Annotated in this window: 20 protein-coding genes; 1 reads left to right on the forward strand and 19 read right to left on the reverse strand. The window is 35.7% G+C overall.

Annotation, left to right across the window (positions count from 1 at the left end; all coding sequences use genetic code 11):
- Positions 1–68: 68 nt before the first annotated feature.
- On the forward strand, positions 69–644 hold the full coding sequence (locus B5P40_RS29230) for a suppressor of fused domain protein (RefSeq protein ID WP_113710353.1): 576 nt from the start codon (positions 69–71) through the stop codon (positions 642–644).
- 100 nt (positions 645–744) lie between these two features.
- Here B5P40_RS29230 and B5P40_RS29235 read toward each other — a convergent pair whose 3' ends face one another.
- The 19 genes from B5P40_RS29235 to B5P40_RS29320 all read right to left on the reverse strand — a co-directional run bounded on the left by B5P40_RS29235 (position 745) and on the right by B5P40_RS29320 (position 21,771).
- Complete coding sequence (locus B5P40_RS29235) at positions 745–1,407, reverse strand: restriction endonuclease (RefSeq protein WP_113710354.1); 663 nt, start codon at positions 1,405–1,407, stop codon at positions 745–747.
- On the reverse strand, positions 1,400–2,377 hold the full coding sequence (locus B5P40_RS29240; protein WP_113710355.1) for a DUF3991 and TOPRIM domain-containing protein: 978 nt from the start codon (positions 2,375–2,377) through the stop codon (positions 1,400–1,402). The genes B5P40_RS29235 and B5P40_RS29240 overlap by 8 nt, the downstream gene beginning before the upstream one ends.
- A 97-nt stretch (positions 2,378–2,474) precedes the next feature.
- Positions 2,475–5,132 (reverse strand): type IA DNA topoisomerase, encoded by a 2,658-nt coding sequence (locus B5P40_RS29245; RefSeq protein ID WP_113710356.1) that lies wholly within the window; start codon positions 5,130–5,132, stop codon positions 2,475–2,477.
- A 15-nt stretch (positions 5,133–5,147) separates the two neighbouring features.
- The gene (locus tag B5P40_RS33875; protein ID WP_002193615.1) at positions 5,148–5,282 is read right to left on the reverse strand and encodes a hypothetical protein; all 135 of its coding nucleotides are present in this window, start codon (positions 5,280–5,282) and stop codon (positions 5,148–5,150) included.
- Positions 5,283–5,457: 175 nt separating this feature from the next.
- Positions 5,458–7,959 (reverse strand): LPD25 domain-containing protein, encoded by a 2,502-nt coding sequence (locus B5P40_RS29250; protein WP_002193614.1) that lies wholly within the window; start codon positions 7,957–7,959, stop codon positions 5,458–5,460.
- Entirely contained in the window at positions 7,952–8,227 is a 276-nt protein-coding gene (locus tag B5P40_RS29255; protein WP_002193613.1) for a hypothetical protein, read from the reverse strand. The genes B5P40_RS29250 and B5P40_RS29255 overlap by 8 nt, the downstream gene beginning before the upstream one ends.
- Positions 8,228–8,269: 42 nt before the next feature.
- Positions 8,270–8,701, reverse strand: a complete 432-nt coding sequence (locus B5P40_RS29260) for a hypothetical protein (RefSeq protein WP_113710357.1) — start codon at positions 8,699–8,701, stop codon at positions 8,270–8,272.
- Positions 8,702–9,895: a MobP2 family relaxase gene (gene mobP2, locus B5P40_RS29265; protein ID WP_113710358.1), complete on the reverse strand. Its 1,194-nt coding sequence runs from the start codon at positions 9,893–9,895 to the stop codon at positions 8,702–8,704.
- The gene (locus tag B5P40_RS29270) at positions 9,888–10,148 is read right to left on the reverse strand and encodes a hypothetical protein (RefSeq protein WP_097884370.1); all 261 of its coding nucleotides are present in this window, start codon (positions 10,146–10,148) and stop codon (positions 9,888–9,890) included. Before B5P40_RS29270 ends, mobP2 begins: the two co-directional genes overlap by 8 nt.
- A gap of 260 nt (positions 10,149–10,408) precedes the next feature.
- The gene (locus tag B5P40_RS29275) at positions 10,409–11,305 is read right to left on the reverse strand and encodes a hypothetical protein (protein WP_113710359.1); all 897 of its coding nucleotides are present in this window, start codon (positions 11,303–11,305) and stop codon (positions 10,409–10,411) included.
- 21 nt (positions 11,306–11,326) lie between these two features.
- Complete coding sequence (locus tag B5P40_RS29280) at positions 11,327–11,905, reverse strand: hypothetical protein (RefSeq protein ID WP_002187844.1); 579 nt, start codon at positions 11,903–11,905, stop codon at positions 11,327–11,329.
- 13 nt (positions 11,906–11,918) lie between these two features.
- A complete protein-coding gene (locus tag B5P40_RS29285) occupies positions 11,919–12,191 on the reverse strand; it encodes a hypothetical protein (protein ID WP_002187845.1) in 273 nt (90 codons plus the stop codon).
- Between the two features lie 29 nt (positions 12,192–12,220).
- Complete coding sequence (locus B5P40_RS29290; protein ID WP_113710360.1) at positions 12,221–13,348, reverse strand: bifunctional lytic transglycosylase/C40 family peptidase; 1,128 nt, start codon at positions 13,346–13,348, stop codon at positions 12,221–12,223.
- Positions 13,349–13,352: 4 nt separating this feature from the next.
- Positions 13,353–15,290 (reverse strand): VirB4 family type IV secretion system protein, encoded by a 1,938-nt coding sequence (locus tag B5P40_RS29295; RefSeq protein ID WP_113710361.1) that lies wholly within the window; start codon positions 15,288–15,290, stop codon positions 13,353–13,355.
- A 15-nt stretch (positions 15,291–15,305) separates the two neighbouring features.
- Complete coding sequence (locus B5P40_RS29300) at positions 15,306–16,118, reverse strand: hypothetical protein (RefSeq protein ID WP_113710362.1); 813 nt, start codon at positions 16,116–16,118, stop codon at positions 15,306–15,308.
- Positions 16,119–16,132: 14 nt separating this feature from the next.
- The gene (locus B5P40_RS29305) at positions 16,133–16,420 is read right to left on the reverse strand and encodes a DUF5592 family protein (RefSeq protein WP_002130425.1); all 288 of its coding nucleotides are present in this window, start codon (positions 16,418–16,420) and stop codon (positions 16,133–16,135) included.
- A gap of 47 nt (positions 16,421–16,467) precedes the next feature.
- A complete protein-coding gene (locus B5P40_RS29310; protein WP_113710363.1) occupies positions 16,468–18,909 on the reverse strand; it encodes a pLS20_p028 family conjugation system transmembrane protein in 2,442 nt (813 codons plus the stop codon).
- A gap of 23 nt (positions 18,910–18,932) precedes the next feature.
- Positions 18,933–19,142 (reverse strand): hypothetical protein, encoded by a 210-nt coding sequence (locus B5P40_RS29315; RefSeq protein ID WP_113710364.1) that lies wholly within the window; start codon positions 19,140–19,142, stop codon positions 18,933–18,935.
- A gap of 58 nt (positions 19,143–19,200) precedes the next feature.
- On the reverse strand, positions 19,201–21,771 hold the full coding sequence (locus B5P40_RS29320) for a VirD4-like conjugal transfer protein, CD1115 family (protein ID WP_113710365.1): 2,571 nt from the start codon (positions 21,769–21,771) through the stop codon (positions 19,201–19,203).
- Positions 21,772–21,912 lie beyond the last annotated feature (141 nt).

The raw sequence follows: 21,912 nt of genomic DNA on the forward strand, positions 1-21,912 counted from the left end.
GTGACTTTATTTCAAACCAACAATATGTGATAAAATGAGAAAAAGCATTTAGAATAAGGGGAATAAAAATGAGCGTATCAACAGAAAACAAACAAATTGCTCAGTTAGCACTAAAAGCATTTGGAGGTAAGCCTAAAGTTACTAAATATTGGGATGATAATAAAAAAAGTTCAATAGATATTCTTTTATCCAATGATAATCAATTTGACGATGATGTATTTTCGTTCTCTACACTTGGTCTTTCAGATTATTCTATTGGATATGAAAGCAACGAATTACCAATAAGGATGGAATTAGTAGGAGCAAGTGATTTTGAATGTTTTCCAAATGTACTGAGTACGTGTGCATTTTACATAATTAATTCTAATTATAAATGTTTCCCAGGAGCTATATTCGAGAATGTAGTTAGTATGTATTTGCCTAATAGTTCTATGAAGCATATTTTATTTGTAAATCCTTATTTATGGGAAAATAAATTTGAAACAGTAAGTTTCGAGAAAAAACAAGTTTCTTGGTTAATGACCGTCCCTATTTCAGAAGGAGAAAAAAAATATGCAGAAAAATATGGAGCAGATGCTTTAGAAGATTTATTCGAAGAGAAACAAATCAATGTATTTGATCTAGAACGTATTTCTTTAATATAAAAGACTGTTATTTTAAACAGTCTTTTTTTATGTCCAAATATCAACATTTTAGTTCAACAGAGCCAAATAATAAGAAATAGAGCTGGATTTTCATCACAGCTCATTTACTGAGTGGTTCTGTATGTGTACATGTAGGATATTGAGAACAACCAAAAAACTTATTTCTTGTTTTATTCGAATTACGAACGACTAAATGATTTTTACATGTCGGACATTTCCGTTCTTCTGGTTTTACCCCTTGATATACATCTTCAGCCGAATATTCGGGATTAATTTTATTAATCAATTTCTGAAGTTCCACACGATCTATTAGTTTTACATGGCATGCCTCCGCTAATTCCTTTGCTTGTCTTGTATATACACTGTTTGTTACAACCCAGCCCTCATGTGCTTTGTAATAGGCTTGCGCTGCATATATCTCTTGTACAGCACTTATACCAACTCTATTTTTCATTCCGTATCGTTTCGCTTGGATCACAATACGCTTCTTACCTTTTAATACAAGATCGGCTCCAAAATCATGAGACTGTTTCGTAACCATCGGTGAGTACCCAAGCTCTCGAAAGAGAGCTTTCAGATACACTTCGAATTGATGTCCGTCCATTTTGTCTATATAGCGAATACCGGACTTCGCCATTCGCTTCAGCATTCTCCGCTCCTGGATCTTTCGGTAAACAAATTTACAAATGCGAAAAAGAACATACAGGATAAAACCGTAAATCAAAATCTGTATTATATTTGGCATTGCTGGTAGATTAGACACTTCTCTCCACCTCTTTAATTGGTTTCATTTTCTTTGGCTGAGCTGTTTCTTTTGCCTGTTGTTCACTCGCTTGTTTCTTCCGGACATCGTTCCAATCTTTTTCATTCGTTGGAATATCCTCTTTAAGATCTACAAAGCATCTCATCGTCTGCATGAAGTCTTTACCAGCCTTATCGTTATCAACTGCCATAATGACCTCTTTAATATCGTTCCCTTCTTTTTTCGCATCAATTAAAGATTGAATCACTGTTTTTGACTTCAATCCATGCATAGAAACCAGGCGAGCGTTTTGGATCTTATTTTGCTTGATGCTCCAATGAGATAACATATCAATCGGATCTTCATAAAAATAGATTTTATCCGGCTTACCCACATCAACTGTAAAACCGGCATTGATTTTTTCATAATTCGGGACAATTTGCTTAAAGCTTCCTCTTTTATTTTCCATTTTGACAGTACCTTGACGGTTCATTCCAATTACTTGCCCTTTGCCTCCTTCTTCCCTCCATTTGAACACCACATTATTTTTCTTATCCTGGGCGATGAGATCCTTTTTAATCAACCAGTTCACCAAGCGAGGATCTATTTTCCGTTCATCAATTAAGTATTGCTTGATCTCTGTTTGTTTCGGCACCTCTAAGTGTTTTGGATAGATAAATGGCTGCTGTTCTTTTTTGCGTTCCTCTTCAGCTTTTGAACGATCAAACTCTTTATAATCCCCCTTATTGATGTCTAATACAGCTTGCGGAAATGTCATTTCATAGTACATCATCGCAAAGCTAATCGCTCCATATCCCTTCTCCCCTCGACTATTCCAGGCATATTGATTCCCTTTAATGATGAGACTGTCATGTTCCATATGACGATAATAGTTTCCTTCTTTCTTAAACGTTTCTCCTTTTGCTTCCAGATATGAAATCAAGTCAATGTTTCTTGCTTTCATCGCATCCTCCGTACTGACATGTGCCATTACGGAATCCCCCCTTTACTCTATAAAATGCAATAAAAAAGAGGACTATTCCGTTTCCTAGTCCTCTTTTGCTACTTATAGTTGATACATTTCATTTTTATTTGCCGAATAAGAATTTTAATCGCTTCTCCTGTACGCTGTATGATAAACGAGCATCAAATTTCTTCCCGTTTTTGTTTGAGGTAAACCCTATGATTTGATCCGTCACATTCTTTTCTAATAGCTTTTTCACATGGTTACTACTTAGATTTTTACCAGAGAATGTACCAAAAATGATGAAGTCACAGCCCTTTTTGTATCGCTCACATAAGTAATTACTTTTTCCTACAAGAACTCTACTTTTGCATAGTGGACATTTGCCAATTGTACGATCTTCAGTCGTTGGAAAACGGAATTTCAAACTTCCGTCCGCTTCCATATAGATAGCTGCCGTAAATTCTCCCTTTTCCCCTTCAAAGCCATTTATAAAATCTGTTGTTTTATACTGAATCAGCTTTTTCATTTGATTACCAGGGATTGCTTTCCCTTTCATCTTTGCTGGTAACATAAAATCACATCCGTTTTTATGCTCCGTGCATCCATAAAACGTTTTACGATGAAGAATCTCACCTTTTTTACATTTTGGGCATTTACCAAATGACAGCTCCTCTTGTGTTGGGAACTGAAATTTGATATTTCCTTCATGTAACACTAGATAAGCGGAAAACTCTTTTTCATTGGACTTAAATCCTTTTAAAAGGTCTGTTTTCTTATCCTCAAACAGCTTTTTCGCTTGTGCCTCCGGAATCGCTTTTTCTTTGATTTTCTTTGGTAGAGAAATTTCACATTCTGGATAATTACTGCATCCATAGAAATTACCTTTATGAAGGATTTTTCCTTTTCTACAAGGGCATTTGCACACCTCAATCTGCTGATTCCAGGTATTAATGATGCTATCGGACACCTTATCATCCATTGCGCCTAGTTGCTCTACAGTATCCTTTACAAACGTATTTGTTTTCTCTACAAATTCCTCATATTTCATTTCTTTCTTTTCGATCATGTAAATCATCCCTTCCATTTCGGCCGTATAAGCTGGATTTTTGATTTCATCTACCGGAAAAGCATCTATAAACGCACGACCAATATTAGTGGTTCGAATCTGATTGTTGGTAACATCAATATAGCTTCGCTCTAACAGTTTCGGGATAAATGTTTCTTCCGTTGCGACTGTCCCAATCCGTTTTCCTTTCATGAGTTCTTTCAAATGTTCATCATCCAATTTACGTCCTGCCGTCTCCATAAAGGTTAAAATGGAACTTTCCGTATGAAAGGCTGGTTTCTTTGTTCGAGACTCAATCAAGTCATACTGAACGATTCTGAAAGAATCTCCTTCTCGTAAACTAGGTATCTGAAATGCTTCAACTGATCCCTCTTCTATATCCTCTTGAAACACACTTAGAAACCCTTTCTCTTGTAGGATCTTTTCTTTTGTACTGTATGTGTTGCCCTCTTGATCTATAAAATGTACTTCTCTTACCAGGTAGATTGCTGGTCTCATAAAATTCCCGATAAATCGTTTTACAATTAAGTCATATAACTGTTTTTCTAATGAATTTCGGTTGGTCCCGACATATAATTTTGTTGTTGGAATGATGGCAAAGTGACTACTGACTAATTCATCATTAAATGTAGTGTGTTTTTTTGTAATAGAAGATGGGATTACTTGTTGTACGAGATTTACATAGGCGCTTTTTTCTAATGCTCCCATTACTTCTTTCACTCGTTCCACTTGTTCTGTAGGTAAGTGCCTGGATGAAGAACGAGGATATGTGATAAAGCCTTCTTCATACAAACTCTGAATATGTTTTTTTGCTGTTTCTGCATTTATCTTCATCTTAGCGTGAGCATCTTTGTAGATATCCGTTAAGTTATATAATAATTTTGGTTTCTTTTTTCTCGTACTTTCTTTAAATTCCGTTACGATTACATTCGTTTCTTTCAAGCTATCTCCAAGCCTTTGTAGTGGCGATGGATCTATCAGTTGATCTTCTGTTTTCATTACTGGTGATAAACCGTTTTCCGTTAGTAGCTTTAAATTGTAATAGGTTTGTTCTTTATAGTTTTGGATAGCAATTTCCCTTTGACGAATTTCATTCAAGATACACATTTGAACACGACCAGAAGCCAATAAGAATTGGTTTCTTGCTAGTTTTGAAGTACAGCCCCTTGTAACATTAATGCCTAGAATATAATCCAGGTATTGCCTTGCTTTAGCGGATTGTGCAAGCCCGTCATAGTCTGTTCCTGGTTCTAATCGGTTCAATGCTCCCTCTAATTCTGCGGCCTCATAGGAAGAGATAAAAAGACGGGATTCTCGCTTGTTCACACCTGCATGCTCAACTATCTCACGATAGATAAGCTCACCTTCTCTATCTGCATCACAGGAGTTGACCACATGTTCTACATCGGGACGATTTAACAGCTTAACTAATATTTGAATTTGTTCAAGACTATCCGATTTCGCTTTATATTCCGGCTCTAAAATAATTGGCAAGTGATCAAATTTGAATTCTTTGTATCGCTCATCCATTTCTTCCGGATGTTTTAGCTCTAATAAATGCCCTCGGCACCAACTAATAATGTAATTTTCATTTTCATAGTAGCCATAATATGGCTTGCTCCCTGGATACCTTTGTGAGTTTCTAAATCTAGGTGATTTTAATAATTCAACAGCTACCTTCGGCTTTTCAGCAATAAACAATGTTTTTCCCATAAGTAGTACCTCCTATTAATCTGCAATTTCAGTTTCACGCTTCCATTTCTTATTTCTCCGCTTTTTCACCATTCTGTGACCAAATAATAACAACATGTTCAAAAAGACTGCTACAAGGAACATACAGCCCGCAAATAGCCATACATTCATGACATTCACTCCTTTCGTTCTATAAACAAGAAAGAGGGCTTTTACTTTTACTTTTACTTTTACTTTTACTTTTACTTTTACCCTCTTTCATTTTTAGATATAAAAAAATCACTCTCCGTTATCTCAATTGAGTAACAAAAAATGATTTAATCTGGTGTTCCTGCTATACAATTTTTCATCGTTCCATTTCCATTGTTTCTCTTTTTCTACTTGATTTCTTTGTAGCCTTCGACTGTTCTACATTACCAGGCTCTGGCTCCTTGTCTTTTTCTTTATGATTCGTTTGTTTTCCGTTCAATGGCTGAATTTTTTTATCTACATCCATTTCCTTTGAAGTTGTAGACTGATTCACCGTTATTCCTTCTTTCCCAAGCTTCTCATCCACCTGGTTTTCTAATTTCACTACGTGTTCCTGGCTTACCAGCTCATTATCAATCGAAACATACTTTGTTGTATAATAACGCTCTTCAGCTTTTACACGAGTGACAATACTATCGATATTATCTGGTGTTTCTTCATATTGTGAACGTCTGTATGCTTCGTATTTCCGGCTTAAATCCTTATCTAATGTAGTTGACTCTTGTTCTTTTGAAGGTTGAATTTGTTGATCTAAGGAGGCAATAGGTGCATATCCTTCCTTTTTCATTTCTTTATACAATTCCACTTCTTTTTCATTAAACGAATGATCTTTTTGTTCCTCCGCTTTATCAACTAAGAGTCCATATCGTTCGTCTTTTACGATTTCATCCAGACTCATTTTTGCATCTTTTTCATGAATGACAAATGACAAATTTCCTCTGCCATCAAAAATAGAACTTTGAACTTTTTCATATAAATCCGGCTTCAAAATGTTATCCAAATAGACATTTTCTCGTTCTCCGTTTTTCTCCATTAAGGAAACATATAAATCGTCCCGATCTGTTTTATCTTGATTCCATACAGACAAATAATTAATATCTTTCGTAACCCCATCCATCATGTGTATTCTTGCAAGTTCTTCATCTTGCATACCGTTTGCTAACACTTCAATTGTAACTAAGTGATTGGGTGTCTCTTTCAAGTTTTCTAGTGTATTTTCATGTGCTTTTTCCATCGGTATTTCTTTGTTACTTCTATAATTCACTACTTCATCTCGTAACGCTTGTTTCACTTCATCCGATAGATATCTTTTCTCGTTTAATACTTGTTCATACGGTGTCTTGTAGTCCCCATCCCCCATATCCAAACGATCGATACTCACAAGCTCCATTCTCCCAAAATCTCTATCTACTTCTTTTGGAATGGCAATATGATAACGAGTTTTATCATATGGTACGTATTCATCTCTTTCTCTTGCTTCCTCTTTTGCTTTTTCAATATTTGAAATGACTTCAGACATTTTTTCATTGGCTTCTCCAAATGGGATCATTTGATTACCCTTAAAATTTTCGTTTTCGCTCCATTGAATTAACATAGTTGGACGAGTAATGTCATTCTGATTTAGTGCTGCATACTTTTCTTGATTTGCCACGTTAAATGCATCAATAAATTCTTTATCACTCAATTTTTCTGCACCTTCTACAGGTTCAAACGCTCGATTTCTATCTGCTTGCTCCCTTAAATCTGTAACGGAAACAAGCTCTTGTGTAGTATTACTTAAACTCATATATTCGACCAACAAAATATTTTTTTCATCCTGTTTTTCATTTTCATTTGCCATACCTTCCACCTCTTTTTCATTTGTTTTTTCTTTTTCCTTTTCTAATGTGTTTTCAATTGTTTCAATAAATTCAATCGAAGTTTCATGTACCTCTTTCAACAACTTCGTTTTATCTTTCATTTCTTTTCCTTGTGTCCAGCTTGCTAAATACCCTAACGAATATTCGCTTGTATCAATCCCAAAATAAGAAGAAACGGCATAAGCGGTCATTTCTGCTTGAAACTCTTTTTCTGGTGCTGTGTAATTCATATGTGTTTCTGCTGTATGAAGTTTGGCATGGGCAAGTTCATGAAGAAGGGTTTTCACATTTTGCAATTCACTGTTCCGTGGATTCAGGGCAACTTCTTTTGTTAAGGTGTAACTAACCCCCTTTGCGACCCCAAGTTCTTGCTTCGGCTCAATAATTTTCACACCGTTCTTTTCCGCAACAGCTTCCATTCCTCTATACAAACTCTTATAATCTTTTACACTTCCTTCTAGCCAACGATTCGGAAAAATACGTGGTAGATCTTCAGCTTTTACATTTGTTTGAGACGCATCAAACACATGACCGACAGCAAAATATAAACGACCAGGTTTCACTTCTACACTTTTAGATTCAATTTGTTTTTTCTCTTCCTCGTTTGCTTTAGTTACTGTTTTCCAAGTGCCTTCTTTGTCTTTAAATTTTGCTATAGTTCTGTTTGGAACAAGGATCTGGATTCCTTTCTCACCCTTCTTAACCGCAAACCCTTTTTCTTTCCAAAAAGAAAAGGAACCAACTGCACTGGCTCCCTCGAATTGATTCTGTATTAATGAAATATTAGATGGTGAATAGTGATAAAACTTTGCCATAAACGTTAAATACTCTTTCAAATCTCCCGGTGTACGAAAATAACCTTCTACGCTTTTTTCCATCTTTTTTGTTAAATCTTGCACCGCTTCTTTCTTTTCTTCTGGTGATTTCGTTTGATACTTTTTCTTATAATTCTTACTCATGATCTTCTCCTACACTTTCACTCGCTCTTTGCAATTCCTCCATATCTTCTTCATTCCATCTTTCCGTTGTGTCAAAGAAAAGTGCATGTGTTTTTACGTTAACCGGAACTAACATATTCTCTTGATTCATAACATGAACTGCAAGTTCTTCCTCTTGTTCTCGTGTAATTTTGATTGTTAGTTCTTCCTCTTTTACAAGTAAAACGAGTTCACCTTCTCCAATTTCTTTAATAACTCCTAATGCAATATCTTCATGAAATAACAACATCCTAATAACCTCCTATTTTTTTATAAAAAAGAACAATGTAGCTTATGTCACATTGTTCTTTGATGCCTCGTAATCTAAACGTTTTTGTCTTGCATGACTAATTCGTTCTTCCACAGTTTTCTTTGCCATCTTCACACTTTCCATCTCCTGTTTATCAGTCGTTATAATGCTATCTACGCCCTCTAAAAAGAAATAGCCATTTAATAACTCAATTAAAACTTGTGTATTTCTATCCGCACTATTTGCACCAAGACGAATTTTTGTTAGCTCACTTTTTAACACATCGTGTAGGTTATTCGATACGACTTCCGTTACATAATTTAGTGACCATTCTGTGCTTTTTGCTGCTTCATGCTCCTTGCAAATTCTTCCCATTGCTTCCCCTGTATATCGAATTCCGTGTTCCTCCATATAATCCCTTATATAATCCTCTGTCTCTTGATCCATCGTTACCTGTCTTCTAATTGTACTCATTTAATAACCCCTTTCATTTTGATATGCACTCTCTTTTTGCATACGCTCATAATACTTTTGGTTCTTCCAACTTTCATATTCACTTTTAAAAGCACGTTCTACTTTTTTCATGGAATACTGAATAGATACATTCTGTTGAAATTTTTGAAACGGCTTTGATTTTTTCATGTGATGGATTCTCTTTTGTTCTTTATCGTATGCCTTCATTTCTTGTAAAAAGGCGTTCCCCATTCTTTTATGCAAGTCATTAATTTTATTCGTTTTGTAATTTTCATATTGCTTCTTATCATACTTGCCTTCCCCATATGCTTCTTTAAAAACTTGCACTTCTTTATCTAACTTTTGGAGAAACTGATCGTAATCTTTTTTATGATGATGTTGAATATATCTCCTGCTTAATTCATCAATTTCCGGCTTTAATGGCTGAATGGTATTGTAGCTATACTGCCACTGTCTTTTATCACTTGGTAACTGTTTATAGATTTGTAAAAACAATGGTTTCAAATGTTGATTGCGCCAATCAAAAACGGAATCTTCTTTTTTACTTCCCACCATATTATTTCGAATCACATCATTAATTTGTTTTTGCTCCTGCTTACGATCTAACAGATTATTTACGACTTTTCCCCTCATCGCATCCAATGTTTTGGGTTTTCTTTTGCCACGTTCTCTCGTTGGAAATGGTTCAACAGTTGCCACATGAATATGAATATTATCCGTATTAAAATGAATGGCTGCCGACCAGATAGAGCTTTTTTCCAACCCCTCTCTTTTTTGCATTTCCTTCATAGCAAGCCGTGTTACATCCATCAACTTTTTTTCATCCAATGTTTTTGTTTTCTCATCATAAATGCCTTGTTCCTCTAACCATGGATTATGAAAAGAAATGACATCTTGCCACATGATACTTCCATTCTCATGAGCGGTTTTAAACATTTCCTTTAAGGACTTTTTTTCACTTTCTGTTAAACGATTTGCGTGTTCCGTAAATAGTGCTGATGTCTTTTCTGAATTCCCCATATAGTCTTGATACGTTTCGAACATTTTCGGATTCAGCTTCACTTCGCTTTTCGCTTCCTCTCGATCTACATAGTCAATATAGTTCTGAAACGCATCGGAACTGGGTAACACAAATTTCGTTTTTAAAACAACACCCGGTGTGACGGAAGACTGAACAGGAACGGCATTACTCATTTTCAACATCCTGCATCATCATTTGAATAAAACCATTCATTTTTTCCATTGCGCTATAACAATCACTCATCATATGGATGTTCTTTTCAACGAGATTTTCTAATTCCATTTCCCTTTTATTTTGTTGCTGAAAAAATGCCAGCATTTCAATTTGAGCTTTCAAAAATTTTTGCCTGGATACTCCTTTCCTTTTTGCGATTTCATCTATTTTCTTTAAGGCAACTGGATCTATATCTCTTATTTTTAGATTCACAATTTCCGCTCCTTTCTGTAATTAAGGGTAGAGCACCAAAAATAGTGAGAAGAGCATAAGGGGTTTTTGCCCCCACCGAGGGTGTGGGGCTAGGCGGAGCCTAGCAAAACGATGGGGGCAAGAAAATCCTCTAGGTGAGTACTCACTGATGACACAAATCCAACTGATGAGTACTCGCTGACGATACAAAAACCACCAGATGAGCACTCACTGAGTACTCAAATTCCACTGATGAGTACTCAGTGACGACATGACTTATTTCACTTTTTATTAATTTCTTGTGCCTTTTGCTCTAACTTTTTGATTTTATCTCGTGCAATTTTTTGTTCTCCTTTAAACAATTCAACGTTCTTTTCTGATGATTTTATTTTAGATTCTAAGGATGCTATTTTCGATTGCGTTTCCGTTTTTTCCGCTTCGGTTTGGTACTTCATTTCATCTTTTAGTTCTTTTACTTTCTCATAAACTGTCTTCGCATTCTCTTCTTCCAGTTTGATTGCTTTCCCATAATTTTTGATCTTTGTTTCTATATCTTTTTTGTCTCTTTCTATAAAATCTAGCTCATATGTTTTTTTATCTTCAGCTAACAATTCATCATTTGCTTTTGTTTTTCTTTGATCGGTAAAAATCGTCTGAACTAATTTATTCGGACTTTTTGTTGATGCATTTTCTTCTTCATATTCGTTAACATCTTGTGTAAATTTCCGAATATCCATTTGTTCGTTTTCACTGTTTTTATTGTAAATATCTAAAGCTAAAGCTCCCCAATTTGGAGATAATTCTTTGACTTCTATCACGTAATTTCCGTTCTCTTCATACAACACTTTGACAGGTAATTGAACACCTGGTTTTCCTTTTTCTTGTGCCTTAAACGTAAAGCCAGTTTCCTCATATCCTTCTATCCGAAATCGAATTTCTATGAAATTTTTATGTGGATTATACTCCCTTTGTTCTACAATCAATTTCCCCATTCCCGACAACTTGATTACTTTGTTCGTTTCCGTATGGAATAGTTTTTCATCGTTTGGCATGTAAATTTTAGATGTCAAGAAAGCGGAAAAACCTAAAAATAGAAAGCTGATAATTGCTAGGTAGATCCACGACTTATTTCTTCTCAAATTGATTCTTTCACTCTTCCTACTGATTGCACCTATCACACTCTCACCCCACCTTTTTTGTTATAAAACTTTCATATTTAACTCTTCTACACTTGTAACTCGCCATGTTTCTTTTTCCTTTTTTATGATGATTCGCAACACATTCTTGACTTTTTCTTCTCGATTTTGCGTTGAATCCGTCGTGACATTTATAAATTCAGCTAACACATTTACTTCCTCTTGATCGGGTTCATTTTCTTGTAAATAAAACTTCATTTCTATTGGTTTTGTTTTATAGGTATCTCCTAATTCGTATTTATCAGTGGGATAAAATTGTTGTAAAAGTTCTTCACTCATAATGGATTTTGCTTTTTCTTTTCGCTCATTGTATCCTTCTTTTTCTCGATGAAATGATAATTGAATAAACGTTTCGGCTGTCGATAAATACGCTCTTCTCTGCTGTTCTTGTGCGGAAGGAAGTACCTTATCCAGCCGTTTCTTTAAATCTTCGTTCTGTCTTGTTAGTAATTCATTTGAAAGCTTTAACTGTTTTTCTTTACCATCACTCATTGATTTTTTACTCAAATAGATATTAAAAGCTGTCACACCTACGACTAAAATTACAAACACAATAAACAAAAATTTCCGTTTATCTTTCATATCAATTCCCCCTTTACTTCGCAATTTCGTTTAATTGTTTAGTAGCGTTCCAGTAGGATTGTATTGCTGTTTTAGCCGCTTCTTCAGAAGGGAAATTTGCTACCACCCATAAATAAGTTTTCCCTTCATAGTGAAAGGTTTTGTGTTCTATAAAGTGTGATATCTCGTTTTCTTTCAACTCTCGATGTAAAAGAAAATTTGAATCATCAACGTTTTGGATCAAATAGTTTGATGGTTTAATAACTACATTTTTAAATTCTTCAATCGGTGCTTCTATTAATTTCATTTTGATTTCCCCTTTACTTTTTCATTTTTTTAGAACCTTCTTACATGACCAGAAAAGACTTTTTGCCAATACGGATTATTTAAATCTTCAATGAAAACCCCTTTATTTGTTTGGCATCCAATGAAAGTATTTTTATCAATTACAATTCCAACGTGCCCATCATGTTTGTAAGTATCAAAGAATATAACGTCCCCCGGTTTCATATCATTTGCTGATACTTTTGTACCGATTTTATTTAATGTTTCCGTACTTACAGCCCCCATTGGACTTACATTCATTCCTACTTGTTCGAATGCCCAGCGTACAAAACTACTACAATCAAAAATACCTCTTGCAATGTCATTTGTGTTACGTCCCCCACCAAATACATACGTAGAACGCCCTATCCATTGACGACCTACATCGGCAACCTTTGAGCCGCTACTTCCTCCACTACCTGGATTTCCTCCGCCACCAGAAACGACAGAACCCGGCTGATAATATTTTAAAACTGCGTCAACGTACAAAATATCGCCGTAGCACGCTTGATACGGTACCGCTTCCGGTCTTAGGCAATGATACATACCAGTGTGAGCTACTTTTTTGTATTGCTCCTGTGAGAATTTTATAGCTAATTCCTTTGTATATTTGCCACCATTTGAATTAATAAAATCAAAAAAACCTGTTCCGAAGTTGTACGCTTGGAGGGCTGTTTTGATATGATCCATGTCACCAGGACTCGTTACACCTGCTCTTTCTATCGCATGTTTAAACTCCTGTACACCAGCCCAAATACTGTAATCTGGATCTGTAATACAGTTTGGTGATTTACAATATTTCGTATTAAAAGCACCCTCTGATGATTGCATCGGATCGCTGCCTCGGCCTCCGCTCTCTTGCATCATTTGTGCAAGCATTAAAGCAACAAACGGTTCCACGCCAAAGGCTTTCGCATGCTTCCGAATCGTAGGTTCCCATTTTAAAACTTCGGGTGAAACATTCATGACCTGCCCTTCACCTGTATACGTAATATCACCTGTGTCTGTTCCGCTATCGCTCCCCATTGCTGCAATGAAAATACTAACGACTCCAAGTAAAAGAAAAGAAAAAAGACCCATCACAATTAGCGCTAAAGTGATGAGCCATTTCTTTGGTATAATCTTTAAAACCAGATGCATGGTATTAAGCACCTCCCCCGAATAACATCAATTCTTCGTCTGTTACTTCTACATGGAAGTGAATGTTTTTTACAGCCCCAATACTTAAAATGACATCCCCTGTTGGTAAATGTGGAATCGCTGCAATCTCACTTTCACTTAACTGTCCTGCAAATACTTTTCGTAACATATCTAAACTGTTATTATCTTGTTGCATGATAAATTTGTACTGTGTAAGTTCAAATAGCTTTTTAATTTCATCAATCATTTCTTGTGAAGATCCTTCCGGTACAAAATCTCGAATCGTGTGACTTGCATATAAAAGCCCTGCAAAATATTTTCGATCTTCTCGGCTAAATTTAGTTAAAAATTGTAAAGCATGAGCGCTTTCTTTTTTCGTGTTTATGATATGATGCGCCTCGTCAATAATAATGAAATAACGAATTACATCTTCAAAAGCAAGTTGTTGTTTAGTATATGCCTCTAATTGTGGCGCACCATTGGATATCATTTCATCCCATATTAAATTAAAAACATTAAAAATTTGCGCTTGGAATACTTCCGGTTTAAAATTTGAAATGTTTCGTAAGGAAAACGATACAACTTGTTCTTTTTTAAAGTTTTCAATAGTGGAATGACCATCAAATAATTGTGCATATGCTTCTACTAAATTTACAAGATTTAATTCAATCAACTCTAAACGATGTTTTCTGCTTTCTCCTAAATTCTCATGGTGTTTTCTATTTTCTACATTCTCATATAATTCATCACGAACAAAAGATAAAAAGTTTGAGAAAATGGGATACTCATTTGGTTTTCTTGTTGTAATTTCATTTTTCGCTCCTTTTTCATCATTCCATAATCCCATTCGAATATATAATTTACGAAGCAAATTTTCATATTCTTTAATTTCATCATCTTTTGCTTCTGGCGCAATGAATCGATAAAAAATTGTCAGTTTAGATAGATGTTGAGTGAAACTAACTTCTTCAAGTTCTGCTGTCTTATATACTTGAAGTGGGTTAATTTGACCTTGCGAACCATCTAATGCAATTGTTTTCCCGTTCAGATCACGTACTGTTTCCTCGAATTCACCTACAATATCAAAAATACGAATAAAATGACCTTTACTTGCATAGTCTACTGATTTCTTTTTTAGTAATGTTGATTTTCCAGCACCAGGCTTTCCAATCATTACACCGTTATAAAACTTTCTTTGTTCGTCTTTATGAAAAATATCAAAAATAACATTTCCTTTTGTTTTCGTTGTTCCATAATACGTACCGTATGGATCGTTCAAATAAGAATAGTGAAATGGACATCCACCAGCCAAACTGACTGCCGGAATTTCTTTTCCTTTTCTTCGGTTCACATAATTTTTTTGTGTATCAAAGCTCGTTACGAGTGCATCCCATTCATACTCTTGTTCATTTAAAAAGACAGCTCCTCGAAAGTTATAAGACTCTAATGTTTCCATGATTTCTTTTACTTGTTTTTCTAACTCATCTAAAGTTCTAGCGGAAACATAGATACGGATATGAATACGTTTCATGACCTCACCTTGTTTCAAATCCGTATAGAGAGCTTCCAGCTCTAAAAATTCATTTTTTGCATCAATCCGATCTATATTATCCTTCGCTGTATCATGCCGAACACTTTGTTCACTCATGGATTTATTAATAGATTCAACGACTTCTTTTCGATCATCACTCATTACATCTAATGTTGTGATCACATTTGGCATATTCATAATTTGTTCTAACCAAAAATCATTTACCTCTGTTGGATAATCATAGATATGAATACAAGTAGCAAATCCTTCACCTGTTTGCACATAACTTTCTTTAAAACTGATTCCCCCTTGTGGCTGAACCCTAGCTACTAAATAAGGGTTGTAACCTTTTTTCTTTTTTAGTTCTTTTTGTTTTTCCTTTTTGGATTTTTTACTTTTGAACGCAAACATCTTGTTTCCCCCTCACTACCATATATTTTTCGTTCCCAATTTTGCATTTTGATTAAACAATTTAAACATAAGCTCTAACTTTTTCTCTTCATCCACCTCTAATAGTTCGGTAGAGCGTTTGATATACCGTTTAGCTGCATCCACACGCTCTTTTACGATTAATTCACTTTCTCCATAAATAAATAAGAAAGCTTCACGATTTGTTCTTCCCCATTCTAAAAATTGAAGTTCTTTTAACTTCTGATTTAAAATTCGTTCATACAAAGGGCTGGTACATTCTTTAATTTTTTTCTCTATATATCGTTGTTGTTCGGTTGTTTGACATGGGAAGTTTAAAAAAACGAGTTTAATTGACTGTTTGTAGGCTTGATAAAAATACGCATGTGAGAAAATAACAAAAGCCTGTTCGTCGCTATTCTTAGAGAACATATCGTCACCTTCGACTTGAAGAATTTCTAAAAACTCCTCATTTTTCAGCTCAAATATTCCATCCTCCGTCATGTCTATGATTTGCATAATTTCCGCAATACTTTTCTTTACCTTTGGTGGTGCTTCTTTCTTTTTTCTAGATAAAAAGCCTAAAAGTTTTGGATTTTTCTTTTTCAAAGCATCTTTCTTTGGTTTTTCTTTCTTCTGTTTTTTCACTTTGCTTTCTGCCTTTGTTTGTTCTTCCTCTTTCTTTTCGTTGGGTACCACCTTAACAATTTCTTTTGATTCAGAAAGTGATTCCTTTACATTTTTTTCGTTAAAACGAAATGCCTTTTTCTTCGGTCTTTCTATTTGTTTTGGCTTTTCTTTTTCTACATCTTTTTCGCTGAATAACGCCATATGTGATCCCTCCCTTATTGATCGTTATCAATGGCACAATATGCACCTTTTCTTCTTAGCAATGTAATAATCAACACTTCATACATTCGTTTTTGAGGATTCGTACTTGGTCGCCATATCATGATAATTGCAATAGCTGCCATGAAAATAACAAATGGTAACTGAAAGGAATCATGTACGAAATTCCTAAGAATCATCGTTACAACTAATAAACCAATTAATAAAAAGAAGTCTATTAAATAAAGCACTTTATTAATCCGTAATTCTGTACTGATTTCCTTCGGAATCCGATAGCTTCTCATCGGGATTCCCTCCTTTTCGACAATAAAAAATAAGCGTACGATTACGCTTATTTTTTATCCGTATTATTTTTATTTTTGTTCACTATATCTCTCCAACCTTTACCTGTATTTTGACCCATCTGATAAAAACGCTTTGTATTTTGTACCGTTTCTGAATTATTGATTCGTTCTTGAACCCCTCTTACTGTTTGCTTAACAGAGGATGTAGTGGAGTTATAACCTTTTTTAACTGTATCCGTTGCATATTGTCCTAATGTACGTGTTTCATGACTACTACTTGCTGCTACTTCTTTATCACTTTCATAAGGAACACTTGGGCTACTATGTGTCACCGTTACGATATCGGCTGATGCCGGGCTACTTCCACTTGCTACTGATCTTGGCGATTCCACAGGTGCCGGGCTACTTCCGCTTGCTACTGATCTTGGCGATTCCACAGGTGCCGGGCTACTTCCACTTGCCACTGATCTTGGCGATTCCATTGGTGCCGGGCTACTTCCGCTTGCTACTGGTCTTGATGTTTCCATTGGTGTTGGGTTACTTCCACTTGCTACTGGTCTTGATGTTTCCATTGGTCCCGGGCTACTTCCACCCGTTACTGGTCTTGATGTTTCCATTGGTCCCGGGCTACTTCCACTTGGTACTGGTCTTGATGTTTCCATTGGTCCCGGGCTTCCTCCACTTGGTACTGGTTTTGATGTTTCCATTGGTCCCGGGCTTCCTCCGCTTGGTGCTGTTCCTGGTGTTTGACTTCCTTCACTTGTTCCTTGTCTTACCGTTCCTGGTGTTTGACTTCCTTCACTTGCTCCTTGTCTTACTGTTCCTGGTGTTTGACTTCCTTCACTTGCTCCTTGTCTTACTGTTCCTGGTGTTTGACTTCCTTCACTTGCTCCTTGTCTTACCGCTCCTGCTGTTTGACTTCCTTCACTCGCTCCATTTGCTTTTCCAGCTTCTTTCATTTCATCTTGAAGAATTGTTGTTCCCGATTCTTGCCCATTTGCTACCCCTGGGTTTTCATTCCCTTCTTTTTTCATATCTTCTTGAATAGATGGCGTACCACCATTCTTTTTATCTTCTTCCTTATTTAAGTTACCTTTTTCTTTTTCTTTATTTGCTAAATCATTACCACTTGCTTTCTTCTGACCTGCTTTTTTCATTTGATCTTGCAAGGACTCTTTATTTTCGGACTCATTCCCTTTTTTCAAACCACTTACGAGACCAGCCATGCCTCCTGTTGCCATCGCTGCCGCACTTGCGGTTTTAGCTGCTGCAACACCAGTCCCTTGCGCTGCACCCTTTGCTCCTTTTCCAATCATATTTCCTAAACCCTTCATTGGCTTTGAATTCGCAAGACTGCCAATTCCTTTACCAAGTGCGAAACCACCAGCTAACATGCCCCAACTACTCTTTAATCCAATATCTATTCCAAATAGCCTTTCTACGACTGCCGGTCCATCTAGAACTGCCATACTAAATGCGGCTAATGCAATAAGATACGGTACACCATTTAATTTGTCATGGAGAAACGCCGTTCCCATTATATATAGCTTCAAAGATAGGAATATCATAATCGTTGCTATAAATATATTGAGGATATTCGATAACACCGCTTTTAATTTTTGACCATTTGCAACATCGGCTGGTGCTAATATGTTGGCTAACAAATAGTTAAATGCCAATTCATAAAATAATCTAGCTAATTTAATACTTACCAATAACAACGTTGCGCCTGTTATCAGTAAAGTAAAGAATATATTCCAAAAATTCCAATGCCAGCGATAATACTTTTCTGGGAAGAAATCAAACCATCCATCTTTTAATTCAGCTAAAGATGCAACTCCTAACGCATCCATCACCCTTTTATTCTGTAGGATTTTTTGACCACCATCTGATAAATCCTTGTCTTTCGTAAATTTGAAATCGGAATCAATTTTTTCTGTAATATCTATTTGTCTAATATTTTTTTCAGGAATATTATTTTTCGGATTCATATCTTCTTTCTTTTTCCATCCGTTTTGATCTATTACTGCAACATCCGTTATATTCTTCTTAATAATTTCATCACTTAAAGAACCTTTTTGCTCTGATTTTACAACTGCTATGGCATCATCGGTGAACTTATCGACCTTTGTCATACCAGTACTTAATAAACAAAGTACACTCAGTGTTACGAAGATATTGATGATAATTTGAGAACGGTTCATTTGTTTGTTCATAATGAACATGTAGCCAATATATAAAAACGATATGGCTAAAAGAACGACAAACAATGGATATAACATATCAACAAAATTTTGTATTTCCGGTGAATTAAAGAATCCTTTAATCCCCAGTATGGCATCTGTCACACCCTCCAAGGCATCTACAACCAAAGATAGACCTTGAATTAAGAACCATCCTAGCCAACGCAATACATAATTCACGATGTCTCCTACTTGAAGATAATCCGAGAACTCTTCTAAAACCTTTAAAATCTCTTCATCTTTCACTATTTATCCTCCTCTCATGCTTACTACTGCCCTAATACTTCTTTTGCTGTCCAATTCACTCTTTCATTTAGTCTGTCAATACGAATAATCAATTTCCCTTTTTGTTCCCGATCTACTGAAAGGAAAAGAACCGCATCTTCTAGACCAAGAATGACCTCATTATCTTCTGTTACAAATGGCGAATAACTATCTAGAATCAATTGCATTTTATCTGTTATTGTCGGCATCTCCATTCTCGCTTCCTCCTTTATTTCTGGATTCAAAAAGGCACTCAATTATTTGAGTGCCTTTCTAACTCGTTACTTGTTCCTTTTCTTCTAAATCACGTAAAATTCGATTAATCTTATTTTCAACTGCTTGATATACACCTTTGTCGATATGGTCATTATGAGCTAACATTTGAAATTCACTGTAAAACTCGCCCATTTCCTGATTTTCAACCTCATCTATTCCCTTACCTAACTGTGCTATAAAGAACTTATCAACTAGTTTCAAAACCGCTAAATCAGATTCAAAAAACTCAATAACCGTTTTCGTCTTCCAATTTTCAATGGAGAGTGGATTAAATGGACTGTCTTCTTGTTGGAATGACTCTTCCGGAATGTCTTCATCAATTCCCATCATTTTAGGTTCTTCTGTTGGCTTCTGTGGCTCTACTGGTGAAGAGGTTTCCTGTTCTGGCTCTGGTGGTTCTTTCTTGGTTTGTTCTGCCTTTCTTTCTCCTAGGAAATCTACAATGAGTTTTTTAGGATCTACATCATCATGTAGGGAGTCAATGTCTATATCTAAAATAGATTTATCTGTATCGAACTCTCCCCCCAGGTATTCCCATCTGTATTTTAAGGCTGTTTCTTCCGTATTATAAATTGGTCGTGGTCTGATACGTGTTCGATTATTATCTTGACGTTTTATTACACGAATAACAGTAGTTTCTCCTTCTTTAAGACTCATAAGTTCATTTGGTGTTAAAAGTGGTCGTTGATCTAGACTTTCGGTTTTGTTTTTATCTGTAGAGAGACCTTTTCCACTTCGGGAAAGTGTGTTAATTGTCTTGTTCCCAAGCTTCTTCGATACTCTTTCGGCTGTCTGTTGGTCGTTTGTTAATATATAAATTGTATTCCCACAGTTGCCATCAATGGTATCTGCATCATCTCCATATTTGTTTTTTAGTTGTGAATATGCTTGAATGATGAGATTAAAACGGATATTTCTTCCCAAACAAACCGTTGCTAACGTTGCCATTCCTTCTATACTCGGCATGTTGCCAAACTCATCCAAAATAAATACTACTTCACGATGACACTCATTACCACGAGCAAGGGATGCACCCTTGGCTAATATGAAGTAGAGCTGTCTTACGAAAATAGAAGCAATGACATGATTTGAAGAATCATAGTCAGGTGTAATCATAAAAATTGCAACTGGCTTATCGAAATAATCCATTGTTGTTACCTGGATATCTTCATTTTCTTCTACTACTTTAAACTCTGTATGACCCGTCTTTTCATCTATTTTCGTAATAGAGATAGATGTTCTCTTTTTATCATTTCCCTTTTCATTCAATTGGATTGTATCCCCGACTTTTACTACTCGCTTATAATCCAATGCAAAACGTCCTGTGATATCTGCTTTGATAGACTCCATTGATCCATCCGGAAAGACAATTTCTACTCGTTTTCTAGATGTTACTTTTCCTTTTATCGTTTTTCCAAACCCTACACATTTTAAATCCACACTGTTTTTCGAAGTCATTTTTGCAATTTCATCGAACGTAAAGATAGAGAGTCCGTTCATTGTTTGGGTGAAAATTCCGCCTCGTGTCGTTCCTTTCGAGAAGTTTGAGGTTGCATATTGCATTTTCGCAACACTATCTGCTGGCAACCCTTCAAAGTATAAATCTAATGCATTTTGTGGATCTGCTTTTGGATCTACGATTACCTCTTTTGATCCAAGTTCTGATAACATATTTGCTACTGCATACATTGTGATTTTTTCTTCTGTTCCTTCCGCAATACATTTATCCGTAACTGCTAATATCATGGCATTGCACAAGCTCATAGCGCACTGTTGCCAAAAAGGATCTTTGACAGTTGGGTTGTAATACAAAGTGTGAGAAAGTGTTTTACATAGTGCTTGCGCTGTTGAATAATCTCCATCTTTATAGGCATCTTTTACAAGTTGCAATAAGTTATAACTCATAGAATCAAGTGGGTTTAACAAGTTCAAAACTTCAATGTGATACCCTCGTTCTTCCAGCGTTTCTTTCGATGCACTGAATAACTCACCCTTAGGATCGTTAAAAATTAAAGATGGTTTATGTTCCGCTCTAGAATAGACATCAATTGTAGGAAATACAAAGGTTTCCCCTTTACCAGAGCGAGTTGTACCAATGATTAAATTGTTTACAGGGCTATCATCAATGAATACTTTGTCACCTAGTCGAGAGATAACAACACCACCGCCACCTTTAAATGATTTCTTTCGATCTGGTACGGCTCGATATTGCTTTTTCAGCTCTTCAACTGTTGTAAAGCGACTAGATCCTTTCTCATGATTATTTAAATTTTTAAAGGAAGATTTCAGTTTGTATACTGTTCTTGCAATGGTTCCAATTACTACAAGGAAAACAAGCATGTAGTAAATTGGATGTTCTGCAATTGGCATCCGAAAAAGAAATCCTACCTCCATATGAAATGGTTTTGGGTGTAATAAATCACTAAATGTTGTTTCTATCAGCTCTAAAGATAAGCTGAGTAAAAAATTAGCGATTAAAAACATTCCAACAAATAAAAAAGTACTCAATGGAATGAGTACTTTTTTTTCAGCTAACTTATATTTAATTGAGATTTTATCCTTATACATGTGTAAGCGAATCCCCCTTTAAACCGTTACATCTGATTTTGACTCTTGTTTATTTAATTCTGTTGGCTTCTCTGGATTTGTTGGTTTCTTCGGCTCTGTTTATTTCTCTGGATTCGTTGGTGGATCTACTGGTGGTTTCGG

Origin of the sequence: Bacillus sp. SRB_8 (assembly GCF_003264205.1) — a bacterium.
Lineage (GTDB): Bacteria > Bacillota > Bacilli > Bacillales > Bacillaceae_G > Bacillus_A > Bacillus_A mycoides.

Excerpts from the sequence above, each read along its gene's own strand:
- B5P40_RS29300 (WP_113710362.1), bottom strand. The coding sequence starts at position 16,118 with ATGGCGTTATTCAGCGAAAAAGATGTAGAAAAAGAAAAGCCAAAACAA.
- B5P40_RS29305 (WP_002130425.1), bottom strand. The coding sequence starts at position 16,420 with ATGAGAAGCTATCGGATTCCGAAGGAAATCAGTACAGAATTACGGATT.
- B5P40_RS29285 (WP_002187845.1), bottom strand. The coding sequence starts at position 12,191 with ATGAAATTAATAGAAGCACCGATTGAAGAATTTAAAAATGTAGTTATT.
- B5P40_RS33875 (WP_002193615.1), bottom strand. The coding sequence starts at position 5,282 with ATGAATGTATGGCTATTTGCGGGCTGTATGTTCCTTGTAGCAGTCTTT.
- B5P40_RS29230 (WP_113710353.1), top strand. The coding sequence starts at position 69 with ATGAGCGTATCAACAGAAAACAAACAAATTGCTCAGTTAGCACTAAAA.
- B5P40_RS29280 (WP_002187844.1), bottom strand. The coding sequence starts at position 11,905 with ATGAAAGATAAACGGAAATTTTTGTTTATTGTGTTTGTAATTTTAGTC.
- B5P40_RS29250 (WP_002193614.1), bottom strand. The coding sequence starts at position 7,959 with ATGAGTAAGAATTATAAGAAAAAGTATCAAACGAAATCACCAGAAGAA.
- B5P40_RS29295 (WP_113710361.1), bottom strand. The coding sequence starts at position 15,290 with ATGTTTGCGTTCAAAAGTAAAAAATCCAAAAAGGAAAAACAAAAAGAA.
- mobP2 (WP_113710358.1), bottom strand. The coding sequence starts at position 9,895 with ATGAGTAATGCCGTTCCTGTTCAGTCTTCCGTCACACCGGGTGTTGTT.
- B5P40_RS29320 (WP_113710365.1), bottom strand. The coding sequence starts at position 21,771 with ATGTATAAGGATAAAATCTCAATTAAATATAAGTTAGCTGAAAAAAAA.
- B5P40_RS29290 (WP_113710360.1), bottom strand. The coding sequence starts at position 13,348 with ATGCATCTGGTTTTAAAGATTATACCAAAGAAATGGCTCATCACTTTA.
- B5P40_RS29240 (WP_113710355.1), bottom strand. The coding sequence starts at position 2,377 with ATGGCACATGTCAGTACGGAGGATGCGATGAAAGCAAGAAACATTGAC.
- B5P40_RS29255 (WP_002193613.1), bottom strand. The coding sequence starts at position 8,227 with ATGTTGTTATTTCATGAAGATATTGCATTAGGAGTTATTAAAGAAATT.
- B5P40_RS29245 (WP_113710356.1), bottom strand. The coding sequence starts at position 5,132 with ATGGGAAAAACATTGTTTATTGCTGAAAAGCCGAAGGTAGCTGTTGAA.
- B5P40_RS29315 (WP_113710364.1), bottom strand. The coding sequence starts at position 19,142 with ATGGAGATGCCGACAATAACAGATAAAATGCAATTGATTCTAGATAGT.
- B5P40_RS29260 (WP_113710357.1), bottom strand. The coding sequence starts at position 8,701 with ATGAGTACAATTAGAAGACAGGTAACGATGGATCAAGAGACAGAGGAT.